This is a genomic window from Streptomyces sp. NPDC059785 (genome assembly GCF_042732375.1).
Taxonomy (GTDB): Bacteria; Actinomycetota; Actinomycetes; order Streptomycetales; family Streptomycetaceae; genus Streptomyces.
The window spans coordinates 1-11,489 of sequence record NZ_JBHWHV010000116.1; the positions used below are offsets into that span (position 1 = coordinate 1).

Sequence of the window (11,489 nt, forward strand, 5' to 3'; positions counted from 1 at the left end):
CGTGGTCGGCGGGGGGGCGCCGGGGCGCGGGGGGGGGGCGGGCCGCGCGGCGCGCGCCCCCCGCGGGTCGGTCACCGCGGGTCGGTCACCGCGGGGTCGGTCACCGCGGGTCGGTCACCGCGGGTCGGTCACCGCGGGTCGGGCATGGGCGGCTGGCCGGCATAAGTCGTTGGCGCCACCACACCGGCCACTGCTATGTTTCCGAAGGCCGTGCAAGCGAGCGAGGAGGTGGTACCCGTGAACGCAGTATCGACATGGGTGCTCCCCTTCGGGGTCACGGTCGGGCGATAGGTCGCCCGGGAGCGCCGTACCAGCGACTCCCGAAAGGCACGACCATGCACACGAGCCTGCACTTCACGTCTGAACAGCGCCTCGACGACGGCGTCCTCGAGCGCGCATTCACCCTCGGCGACATCCCCGGCATCCTGTGGACGCCCGCATCCGTATCGGCACCGGCGCCGCTGATCCTGCTCGGCCCCCCTCCTGTCGGGCTGCGCCAGGCATACCCCCGGCTGGTGGCCCGGGCCCGGCACTCGGCGGCGGAAGGCTTCGCCACGGCCACCATCGAGCTCCCCGGCAGCGGTGACCGGCCCCGCCAGCCCGCCGCCGAGCAGGCCCGCGCCGATGTGCGCCAGGCCGTGCAGGCCGGCGAGCCCGTCAGTGACGAACTCATCGACGCCCTCATCCTCCCCCTGGTCGACACGGCGGTCCCGGAATGGCAGGCCGCCCTGGACGCCCTGCTGTCACTGCCCGGGATCGGCGGACCGGTCGGATACTCGGGCGGGGTGATCTCCATCGGCGTTCGCCTGGCGGTGGTCGATCCGCGCATCTCCGCCGCCGTTCTGTTCGCCGGAAGTTTCGTCCCGCGCGCCATTCTCGAACAGGCCCGCCAGGTCAAGATCCCCCTGCACGTCCTGTTGCAGTGGGACGACGAAGGCAACGACCGGCAGGCGGCCCTCAACCTGTTCGACGCCTTCGGCTCCACGGAGAAGACGCTGCACGCCAACATGGGCGGGCACACCGGCGTCCCGCAGTTCGCGGGGGACGCGGCGGCCCAGTTCTTCAACCGGCATCTGATGTAGCGGCACCTCAAGTAACGCCGGGCCGCAGGGGCGCAGGGGCGCAGGGGCAGGCTCCTCGACCGCTGTGGCCCGGGACCGCCGGCGACCTGAAGGCCCGTGCTCAGTCTGTGGCCTGCCGAACCTCAGTCTCTGGTCTGGAGAAGCTGGGGGGGAGGTCAGTCACGCCGTGGGATCCACATTCCATGTCCGCGGCAGGTCGGTGCCGCAGAAGACGCAGACGAAGTCGTTCTCGCGCACGATGTTGTGCTCCTGGCAGCCAGGGCACCGGCGGAACACCACCTCATGGGTGAAGCCGGACGGATGCCCGAGCCCCACGTCGTCCAGAGCACGAGCGACCGCCGGCCAGGAGGTGACGTCCGGGCAGTACCCGGTGGACTGGTTGCTGACCTCGCTCACGGCCCACCGTCCCGCCTCGCACACGAAGCTGATCTCGCCGGCGCTCAGCACCATGTCTCCGCCGGCGCAGGCCACGTGCTCGCTGCGCCGTGGAGCCAGTCGAAGCGCGCCGTCCGTGCCGACCACGAAAGTGAACGGCTCGGCCAGCTCCGCCGCCGAACGCTCAGCGATCCAGCCGCCGAACGCGACCGCCGTGCCGATGCGGCACCCGCCGCCGCCAGGCCGGACCGCGGCCTTCAGCTCCACCGGTCCGACGTATCGGTAACTCCGCCCCCGCGCACCCATGTCAGCCAACCTATTGCTCCAGTGGGGCTTCGCTCTTCCCACTGGAGCACCCGACGCTCACCGTCCCGTCCCGGACCAGCCCCTCCGATGTGCAGTGGGCGATGGACAGCGGTTCACAGGCAGCGGTTCACGTACGGCAGGTCATGCGGCCCGGGGAGCCTCGAGAATCACTCGGATCTCAGTCACTTCATAGTTGGCGCGGTCGAAGGCGGCGGCCATCGGGACGTTCGTGGTGTCCGTGGTCGCGGTGATGCGCTCGGCGCCTTCGGACGCGTGGAAGCGGGTGATCTCACCGAGGATCTCGTCGATCAAGCCCTTGCCGCGCTGCTCGGGTACGACACCGAGACAGCCGACGTTGCGGTTGTACGGGGTCGCCGACGGGACCGCCAGACCGGCGAGCGTACCGTCAGGCAGCTCCGCGAGCCTCCACCAGGAGCGCTCGCCCGGGCAGTCGAGGTAGAACTCCATGTCCTCCTGGGCCAGTTGCCTGGCGTCCTTCGTGCGCAACTCGTCTCGGGTGGCCTCATCGAGGCTGCCGGCCGACACCCGGACGAAGGCATCCAGGAACTCCTCGTCGCCGCCCTCACGGAACGTCAGCCGACCGCTGGCCTCGGGCACCCCCGCCGCCCGAGTCCACTCGTAGCGCAGGCGCTGGATCTCCCGGCTCAACCCTGTGCGCAGGCCCGTTTCGCGACGCCAGGCCACCGCCTCGGTCAGTTCCGATCGGCTGGTCCAGTCCGCCGGGAGCGAGAGGTTGTACAGCGGGCGGGCGCCGAAGGCGGCATGCCCGGCCTCAAGGAGCCCGGCGGCGACGGCGACCGGATCAGCGACGCCGGAGCGGACCTGGAGGCAGTCGAGCGCTATGGGCCGCTCGCTGTCGGCACGGCCCCACCACAGCGCACGGGCAAGTACTTCTCCGCCCTCGTCCTCGGCAAGCCAGATCCACTCCGGACGGAACCGGTTGGCGTCGACCTCCTCGCGGATTTTTTCAGCGGTCAGGGCGGCGACCGGACCGTCGGCCGGATACGCGGCAGCACGGTCCAGGGCGGTGGGGTCCACAGTGGCGGAGAAGAATCGCATTCGGTCCATGATCACGACCGGGAGGTATCGCAGCAACGCATTTGTTGCTGTCGGCGGCGCGTCCCCAGAACCCGGTACGGTCGCCTGGTTGATCACCAGGTCACCAGGTCACCAGCTTGAAGGTGACGCGGCGGAGCGTTACGGACCTCTCTGCACCAAGCAGGTGTCTGTGGTCCTTCTCCGCACCAAGCAGGTGCCCGTGGTCCTTCTCCGCACCAAGCAGGTGGAAGAAGGCGCGGGCGCCCGGGGCCCGCCCCCACCCCGGGCAGCGCTCGGTCAGCGGGCGGTGCGCCGGCCCCAGCGGGGCGCCAGCCTCTGCGAGACGGCGAGCAGCAGCAGGCTGTAGTACTGCAGCACGGGTACGGCGAGCGCGATGGCGAACGCGATGACCACGGCAATGACGTTGAAGTAGCTCTCGGTGTACGCGTCCTGGTTCCTCTGACGGGCCCCTTGCCCATCTCCATTGAGCAGTCCCGGGTTGGTCTTCAGGATCCTCAGCATCGCCAATCGGCACACCATGCTGGCCAGGAGGGCCGAGTAGTAGAACGCCCCCACGAACCGGTCGGGGCCGAAGGCGCCGATCATCTCGGTCGGGAGAGGGATCACGACGACGGAGAGCAGCCACCCCATGTTCCAGACGACCAGGGAGCGGGTGAGCTTCTCGACCGACGCGAAGGTCCGGTGGTGCTCCATCCAGACGTTCGCGATGACCACGAAGCTGAGCAGGAAGCTCCAGATCTGGTTGAAGTGACCGGTGACCACCTCGCTGGCGCCCTCGTGCGCGGACGCGACCTCCGGGACGAGTTCCACCAGCGGCAGGACCAGCAGGGTGATGGAGATCGCGGCCACCGCGTCGGTGAAGAGCAGCAGCCGCTCCGCCGAGACACCCCCCTCGATGCCGACCGACTCGGGAACCGACGTCTCTGCCGGGGCGGGCCCTCCCGCGTCGGTCTCACCGACGATATTGCTGGCACCCATGTGTTCGCACCTCTCCCTGTCCGGTCCGCCGAAGCTTCCCGTCGCTGCCGAAGACTGCCGGTCGCGGGCGTTCCGACGACCTGCGCGGACTTTACCGAAGGCCGATGCCAAGGCAAATCGGCGGGGCCACGGCCACCGGCTCCGGCGCACAGGCACGCTGACCGTCCCTTTATCCGCCGCCACCACCAGTCCCTGACATTCACAGCACGCTTTGTACACACAGGAGTTGGACAGGAACGGGGACGACACCGGCACTGCCCGAGTGACGGCCGCCCACGAAGCGCTCACCGTTCTCCTCGCGTGCTTGTGCCATGACATGGCTGTAGTGTTCGGCGGCACTGACACCGTCCGGGGGGCTTCACCCGCGAAGGGCCGTTGCCGCCCTCTCTTCGCCAGGCCGCCGTCCAGTCGATCGGCCCTGCTGTTCTGTGATCCACCTCACAAGCGGTAAGCGACCAGGCCTGTGCCATGATTCGCGGGTGCCGGGAAAGGGCCGGCTGCGTCACAGTGACATCGCAATAACTCCTCCCTGGTTCGGCAAGTCGTAACAATGGAGACGACGTATGCCCACGATGGTGGTTATTGGATATCGAGACGATCTCGACGAGGCGCTACGGCGTCGCGGTGTGGACCCCTTCTACATTGTTCCGGATCCGATCACCTCTCTCGCCTCTCCGGAGAGATTGAGATTTCGCCGCGTCGCCGACATGGAGAATGTGCAGGAAGTTCTCCGCGCCATATTGTCCGAGCAGTTGGGCGAGCTGGCGGGTGTGCTCAGCGTTCATGAGATGGGTGTGTTTCCGGCGGCCTGTCTGCGCGGGCAGCTCGGGCTGCCGGGGAACGCGGATGCCCGCAGGGTTCTCAACTTCCGGGACAAGTACCTCCAGAAGAGCCTGCTGCCGTCCGACGTGCGGCGCGCGCGGTGCCGGTACCTGCCGGTCGGCACGCCGTACGAGGAGGCGGCCGTCGATCTGGGCACCCCCTTCGTCGTCAAGCCGGCCACCGGGGCGGGCTCGCAGCGCACCAGTGTCGTCCGCTCGCCCGAGGAGTACGCCCGGGCGCTGAAGCCGTTCTCCGGACGCTCGGACGTCGAGGTCGTCGCCGAGTCGTTCATCGACGCGCCCGAGATCTACCTCGACGGCATCTGGCAGCACGGCGCCCTTCAGTGGTCGTCCTTGAGCAAGTACCACAAGTCCCCGCTCAGCGCCGTACAGAGCAACGTCCTGGCCGCGTATGTGCTGGACCGACGGCAGTGTCCGGAGTTCTTCGCACGGATGGAGGCCATGGCCCGACGGGTGCTCGCCCCGCTGGAGGCACCCGATTGTGTCTTCCATATGGAGGCGTTCCAGCAGGCCGACGGGCTGACCTTTGGTGAATGCGCCGTACGGCTGCCGGGAGCCCTGTCGCCACGGGTCAATCAACTGACCTACGGCGTCGACCTGATCGACCTCGAGATAGCTCTCGCCCTCGGCGAAACGCCCGAGCCGCCGTACGGCCACCGGACGCCGGACCGTTTCCACGGATATCTGCTGCTGCGCCGCCCGCGCGTCGGCACGCTGACGCAGGAGGATTTCGAGCGCGCCTTCTCCTTCGACGAATTGCACTATTCCGCCGGCCCCGACGCGCGTGTCGGCCCCTACGGCAGCGTCGGTCGGGCCGTCGTGTCCGACCCGGACGCGTCCGGACTCGGGGACACGATCGACGCGATCGCCCGCTTCAACGAGACAGGCGACGCCCGCGGCAGCTTGTCGCTCACCTGACTCACCGACGCACCGACGCACCGACAGCGGCCTGTCCGACCGTACTCGCCGAGTCCGGGCCGTTGCGAGCGCTGAGGCTCAGCGCAGCCGTCGCGCCCGCAGCACGATGTCGTCGGTGTGGTGCGCGCCGGCGCCGCCGTCGGGTGACACGCGTGGCCGCTGTTCGTCCACCTCCACCTGCCAGTCGTCGTCGAGCAGGGCGGCGACCATCGAGGGCCAGACGTAGTCGGCCGGGTCGAAGTCGCTGTCGTGCGAGTGCTGGGTGTCCATCCCCGCGTGGTGGACGAGCAGCAGTACGCCGCCGGGTGCGACGGCCGCGAGCAGGGCTCGCTCGGCTGCGGCGTCGGGGGTGCGCAGCAGGGCCGGGTACTGCGCGGAGACCAGGTCGAAGGAGGCCGACGGGAGCGCCGCCTCCGTCAGTGCGGCGTGTATCCAGCGCACGGCGACACCCGCGTCCCGCGCGTGTCCGGCCGCCCGCTCCAGCGCCACGCCGGAGACCTCGAGCGCGGTCACGTCCCAGCCGCCGCGCGCGAGCCAGACGGCGTCCGCGCCCTCGCCGCAGCCGACGTCGAGCACCCGCCCGGGGGTCAGTCCGGCGGTCTCGGCCACCAGCGCACTGTTGGGCCGGCCGCTCCACAGCTGCTGCCGCTCGGCATACCGGTTGTCCCACTCCGCCCGCACCGCGGGATCTCCAACATATGCGTCGTATCTGTTCTCGGTCACGGACCCACCGTCACCGACCGCGGCCCGCTCACGCCACCTGAGTTGCCGCTTCGGCAAAACGACAGCCAAGCACGGCGTCCGAGCGGGGAGAAACAGCCGGGTGCAGTCGGATGAAGCGCGGGTCCGGAGCAGCCGCTTCGCCGGCGTGCTCCGGACCCGCGGGCCGGTCAGTTGACGGCGAGCACCGCCGTGTTGTTCGCGAGGTCCGGGTCGAAGTCGAAGGGGTACTCGCCGAACTCGCCGTACGGCGGGTGGATGCTCACGGCGCCGGTCGCGCCGGGCACCACGGTGTCGACGCGCACGGAGAACGCGAACGTGCGCTGGGTGTCCGCCAGCACCCAGTACCGCAGGCTGCAGTCGTAACGCGGGGCGCCCGTCTGCTTCGGGTAGTAGCCGCCTTCGAGGGTGCGCGGGGAGCAACCGGAGGGCACGCCGGTGACCGTGGTGCCCTCGGGCACGATCAGCCGGACCTTGGCGACCGGGTCGCCGGAACCGAGGTTGCCGAACCAGGCCGGGCCGTTGTTCTTGAACGTGAGCTCGGCCGTGGCCGTCTCGCCCGCCGCGCCGGCGATGGCGTCACCGGTCACGGAGTAGTCCGCGGTGTTCTCCACGCCGATCTGGACGATCGTGTAGTCGTTCAGGGAGTCGAGGTCCTGGGCACCGTCGCCCGGCTCGACATCGATGTCCAGCCGCTCGTTCAGCGCGTACGGGGCGAGCCGCACCGTCAGCGGCGCGGGCAGCACGAAGGAGTCGCCCGGCGCCAGCTCCTGGTCGAACGTGCAGGCCACGTTGGTCGACGGTGCGTAGACGTCGCCGTTGGTCGTGGTGTAGGTGCAGGCGTCGTAACGGGTCAGATCCGTGAGGCCGTACGAGGCGTTCAGCTTGACGGTGATTCCGTGCGCGCTCTCGTTGCCGTTGTTGGTGACCTTGAACGGGATCGGCTGCTCGTCGCCGGGCCGGCCGTCCTCGATGCCGGTGACGGGGTCGATGGCCAGGTCGGGTCCGGTGCCGACGGTGAGCGTGGTGTCGAAACTCTCGTGCGGCGCGGTGAGTGTGCCGTCGGGCCCGCCGGTGGCCGTCGCCTCGAAGGTGATGCGGCCCTGCGCGCCGACTTCGGCGCCATCGGCCGCGCGCACCGTCAGGAACACCTGGTCCTCGTAGTCGGCGCCGATCGCGGGCACCACGGGGATGTCGCACACCGCGCGGGAGCCGCTGGGTGTGCAGTTGTCGGGCCAGGACACCTCGGCGACTCCGGCGAGCTCGGAGACGTCGACGGTGAGCTTGCCGTCGGTCACCGTGAAGTTCTCGTTGTCGTGGTAGATGCCGACGCCGAGGGTGCGGGACTGCGGCTGCGCGCCGTCCGTGCCGAGCGGCAGCGTCTGCTCGTACGGCTCGTTGATCCACAACTGGTCGGTCTGCGGCGGGTCGTCGGCGGCGAACGCGGGCGCGGCGAGGCCGGCCGTCAGCAGACCGGCCGCCACCAGCACAGCGGCGCCGGATCTGAGACCTAACGTGCGTCCAGCAGGGAAAAGGCTCATTGCTACCCCCCATGGGTGTGAACTCGCGACTGACGCGCCGGCAGTCCCGGCGCGTCAGAAGGATGATCACATGGCGGGGGTTACCACCGCGCCCCTATTTTTCGGACGGGTTGGACCGGCTGAACCGGCCACGTTCAGTACATCTCGAAATACTCCCGCTGTTCCCAGTCGGTCACCGCGGCGTGGAAGCGCCCGATCTCATGCTGCTTCAGCATGATCAGGTAGTCGACGAAAGGCTCACCGAACTCCTTGCGGAGGAGTTCGCTGCCCTTGAAGTGTTCGAGGGCGGCCTCCAGCGAGACAGGCAGAGCCGGCGCCTGCGCGGCATACGGTTCGTCCGCGGAGGCTCCCGGTTCGAGGGAGCGGACGATGCCGTCGCGACCGCTCGCTATTTGAGAGGCGAGGTACAGGTAAGGGTTGGCGGCCGGTTCGCCGACACGGTTTTCCAGGTGCGTGGCGGCGTCTCCGCGGCTGCCCACGACGCGGATGAGCGCCCCGCGGTTCTCTTCGGCCCACGCGATGCGATCCGGTGCGAAGGAGTCGGGCCGGTACCGCTTGTAACCGTTGATCGTGGGCGTGGTGAGTACCGAGCATTCCAGTGCGTGAGCGAGCAGGCCTGCCATGTAGGCGCGGCCCGTCGCGGACAGGAGTTCACCATCGGTCGCGGCGAATACGTTGGGTACGTCAGCGCGCCGCAGCGACTGGTGGAGATGCCATCCGCTGGAGAAGGCGTTCGGGAAGGCAGGGCGTGCCATGAAGGTGGCGTGGTAGCCATGACGCCGGGTCAGCTGTTTGATGGCCGATCGGACCAGCAGGACGGTGTCGGCCGTCGCCGTGCCGGTCTGCGGGTCGAAGGTGAACTCGACCTGTCCGGGGCCCCATTCGTCTTCGATGGTGGCCAGCGGCAGCCCCAGTTCGACAACGTTGTCCCGCAGGACGGACAGGACCGAGTCGATCTCGTCGCCCCTGGTCTCGGTCAGGTACTGGAACCCGTGGGCGACCGGGCTGACCGACGGCGCCTCCGGCGGATGACCCGCGTCCTGCCAGGTGAGCTTGGGGTCGTCGAGGCGTGTCAGATAGAACTCGAGCTCGATACCGGAGACAAACTCGTACCCGTCCTGAGCAAGTCTGCTCACCTGGTCCTGCAAGATGCCACGGGTGTCGAACGGTACGCGCTCCCCCGACTGGTAATAGAGGTCGGACAGGATCCAGCCGGTGCGATCGAGCCACGGCAGTACCTTGAACGTGAGCGGATCAGGAACGAGCACGCCGTCGGGCAGCCCCGTCATCCGTGGATCGCCGAGGGCGTTGGCCCCGAAGGGCGGCACGACCGGGTTGTTCGTCGTGTCGAAGATTAAGGTCGCGGTCTGGAAATCCTTGCCTCTGCGCAATATGGACAGGAAGTGGCCGGTCTCCAGGTTCTTCCCGCGCAGGATGCCGTGCTGGTCACCCCAGGCGATGCGTACCTGCCGAAGCCCGAGCTCCTTCACCCGGTGCTCCACCTCGACTGCCGCGGCCTCCTGCTCCGGCGTCCACAATCCGTACTGTTCGACGAATGGCATCACAAAACCTCCCACAAGCAGCCCGTTCAACCCACCGGGCCAAACGATTCCTCGATCATTTCCTGCGCGCAGATTACGCGCCGGATCCGGCGAGAGAAACCTCGAATCATTCAATTCCAGTTCCAGGGTGCCCGATTCAACGGTTCAGCCACTTAGGTAGGCTCAATCCGTGGATTACTCATGGGGATTCCTTTTTGTCGTGGTCGCGTTAGTGCTGACCCCGGGAGCCGACTTCGTCCTGATCGTCCAGTCCACTCTGAGCGGCGGACGAAGATGTGGTGCGGCCACGGCGTTCGGTGTCGCGTCGGCCGCGGTTCTGCAAGGGCTGCTCGTCACGGCCGGAGTGGCGAGTGTGATCGTCCGCGTTCAGCCGTTGTTCCTCGCCATCAAATGGGTCGGCGTCGCCTATCTGGCGTGGCTGGGCTTCACTTCACTGCGCAGCGCGCTCCACGGTCGGTACGGGGCCGTCGGTGCGGACGGTGCATCGCGGTCGTCCGCATGGGCCGCCTACCGCCGGGGTGTCCTGTGCGACGCCACCAATCCGAAGATCCTGGTCTTCTATCTGTCGCTGCTGCCCCAGTTCGTCGACCAGGATGCGTCGTGGGTCACCTGGCTGGCGCACGCCTGGACCGTGCCGTGCCTGGGCATAACCTGGTTCCTTCTGGTCGTGGCGTTCGTCGGGTCAGTGAGGCTGTGGCTCGAACGGCGCCCGGTGCGCAGGGCGTTCGACGCGAGCGCCGGGGCGGTCCTGCTCTTCTTCTGCGTCAGCCTCGCCGGTGAGGCCTAGGCCGTTTCTGACGGATCTCCGCGGCGTCGCAACGCCCGGACGGACGCCTCGCCGCCCATGGGGACGGCAGCGCGGTGGACCGCGACGACCGTGTACCCGGCCTGGCGTAACCGTCAGGAGCGAGTCAGCGGCCGGCGGGGCCCTGGCGATGTGTCCGGGGGTGCGTATGCTTGCCGCCCGAACTGAACGATCGGCAGGCCGGGTTCAGGCTTGCGTACGGTGGGCGGGGGGAGAGCGCGACGTGCCGGAAAGCGACGAGCAGGAGGTGCTGCGCCGTATAGGGGCGGGCCTCGTCTACACGGAGTCCGAGGCGGCGTTCCAGAACACGCGGCGCCGGGCCGACCTCATCTTCCGGTACAACCACACCCCGCCGGGCGCGGCCGAGGAGCGGCGCGCGCTGCTCGAGGCCATCCTCGGGTCGGTCGGAGCGCGCACCGTGCTGCACTCGCCGTTCAGCGCCGGCTTCGGGAGCAACGTCCACATCGGCGACGACTTCTTCGGCAACGTCAACCTGGCCTTCGTCGACGACGTCGACATCCGCATCGGGGACGGTGTCATGATCGCCCCCAACGTCACGCTGACCACGACGGGACACCCTGTCCACCCCGCGCGCCGCGTCGACTTCGCGCGTTTCTCGGAACCGATCGTCATCGAGGACAAGGTGTGGATCGGAAGCAATGCCGTCGTCCTGCCGGGGGTGCGCATCGGGTACGGATCGGTCGTCGGCGCCGGCAGTGTCGTCAGCAGGGACGTGCCGCCCATGGTGGTCGCGGTCGGGACGCCCTGCAGAGTGCTCCGTTCCGTGACGGACGACGATCTCACCACGCGGACGGCCGTCGTCGGCTGAGTCGTTCCTGATGGCTCTTGCCGGGTGCGGTGGATCCGCCTCCAGGTCGGGCAGGCGTCGGGCATGGTGCGACGACACGAGCTGACCGACGCGCAGTGGCGGCCGCAGCCCGCGTCGCTGCGGCCAGCACTCGTCCGAGCTCCTCTTCCGGTACCGGCTCATCCTGAACGCCCGCACGGCCCGGCGAGTGTCCACGGCTCCGTACACGTCCACGTCTTCTCGTCCTCCGCTCCATGACGCGCAGCGATGACACGAGGGTGATCGTCGCGCCAAGCGAGTGGACATGTCGCCGTTCGAGGTGACAGAACGTCAGGCGGAGCGGGGCCCGCTCATGCGGGCTCCGGGACCGTCCCGGGGGGGGGTGCTTCTATCTGTTCGGTCAAGGTCTGTGGGCATGGTCAGGCGGTTTGTTCGTGCCGGGGCTGGTAGGGGGTGCCGTCGCGGAGCATGG

Annotated in this window: 10 protein-coding genes; 4 read left to right on the forward strand and 6 right to left on the reverse strand. The window is 68.7% G+C overall.

Annotation, left to right across the window (positions count from 1 at the left end; all coding sequences use genetic code 11):
• Positions 1-347: 347 nt before the first annotated feature.
• The gene (locus ACFV6E_RS42280; RefSeq protein WP_385171390.1) at positions 348-1,082 is read left to right on the forward strand and encodes a dienelactone hydrolase family protein; all 735 of its coding nucleotides are present in this window, start codon (positions 348-350) and stop codon (positions 1,080-1,082) included.
• 159 nt (positions 1,083-1,241) lie between these two features.
• Here ACFV6E_RS42280 and ACFV6E_RS42285 read toward each other — a convergent pair whose 3' ends face one another.
• The 3 genes from ACFV6E_RS42285 to ACFV6E_RS42295 all read right to left on the reverse strand — a co-directional run bounded on the left by ACFV6E_RS42285 (position 1,242) and on the right by ACFV6E_RS42295 (position 3,821).
• Positions 1,242-1,763 (reverse strand): hypothetical protein, encoded by a 522-nt coding sequence (locus tag ACFV6E_RS42285; RefSeq protein ID WP_385469056.1) that lies wholly within the window; start codon positions 1,761-1,763, stop codon positions 1,242-1,244.
• A 141-nt stretch (positions 1,764-1,904) separates the two neighbouring features.
• Positions 1,905-2,843 (reverse strand): GNAT family N-acetyltransferase, encoded by a 939-nt coding sequence (locus tag ACFV6E_RS42290; protein ID WP_385469059.1) that lies wholly within the window; start codon positions 2,841-2,843, stop codon positions 1,905-1,907.
• A 276-nt stretch (positions 2,844-3,119) separates the two neighbouring features.
• The gene (locus tag ACFV6E_RS42295; protein WP_385469062.1) at positions 3,120-3,821 is read right to left on the reverse strand and encodes a TMEM175 family protein; all 702 of its coding nucleotides are present in this window, start codon (positions 3,819-3,821) and stop codon (positions 3,120-3,122) included.
• A gap of 707 nt (positions 3,822-4,528) precedes the next feature.
• Between ACFV6E_RS42295 and ACFV6E_RS42300 the strand changes: the two genes are divergently transcribed.
• On the forward strand, positions 4,529-5,581 hold the full coding sequence (locus ACFV6E_RS42300) for an acetyl-CoA carboxylase biotin carboxylase subunit family protein (protein ID WP_385469065.1): 1,053 nt from the start codon (positions 4,529-4,531) through the stop codon (positions 5,579-5,581).
• Between the two features lie 78 nt (positions 5,582-5,659).
• Here the strand turns inward: ACFV6E_RS42300 and ACFV6E_RS42305 are convergent, their stop codons facing one another.
• From ACFV6E_RS42305 to ACFV6E_RS42315, 3 genes are all read right to left on the reverse strand, one after another.
• Complete coding sequence (locus ACFV6E_RS42305) at positions 5,660-6,304, reverse strand: class I SAM-dependent methyltransferase (RefSeq protein WP_385469067.1); 645 nt, start codon at positions 6,302-6,304, stop codon at positions 5,660-5,662.
• Positions 6,305-6,471: 167 nt separating this feature from the next.
• Positions 6,472-7,785, reverse strand: a complete 1,314-nt coding sequence (locus tag ACFV6E_RS42310; RefSeq protein WP_385469070.1) for a hypothetical protein — start codon at positions 7,783-7,785, stop codon at positions 6,472-6,474.
• Positions 7,786-7,976: 191 nt separating this feature from the next.
• Positions 7,977-9,404 (reverse strand): glutamine synthetase family protein, encoded by a 1,428-nt coding sequence (locus tag ACFV6E_RS42315; RefSeq protein WP_385171353.1) that lies wholly within the window; start codon positions 9,402-9,404, stop codon positions 7,977-7,979.
• Positions 9,405-9,573: 169 nt separating this feature from the next.
• Here ACFV6E_RS42315 and ACFV6E_RS42320 point away from each other — a divergent pair, with 169 nt between their 5' ends.
• The gene (locus tag ACFV6E_RS42320) at positions 9,574-10,191 is read left to right on the forward strand and encodes a LysE family translocator (protein ID WP_385469073.1); all 618 of its coding nucleotides are present in this window, start codon (positions 9,574-9,576) and stop codon (positions 10,189-10,191) included.
• A 241-nt stretch (positions 10,192-10,432) separates the two neighbouring features.
• Complete coding sequence (locus ACFV6E_RS42325) at positions 10,433-11,038, forward strand: sugar O-acetyltransferase (protein ID WP_385171348.1); 606 nt, start codon at positions 10,433-10,435, stop codon at positions 11,036-11,038.
• The last annotated feature ends 451 nt before the right edge of the window (positions 11,039-11,489 follow it).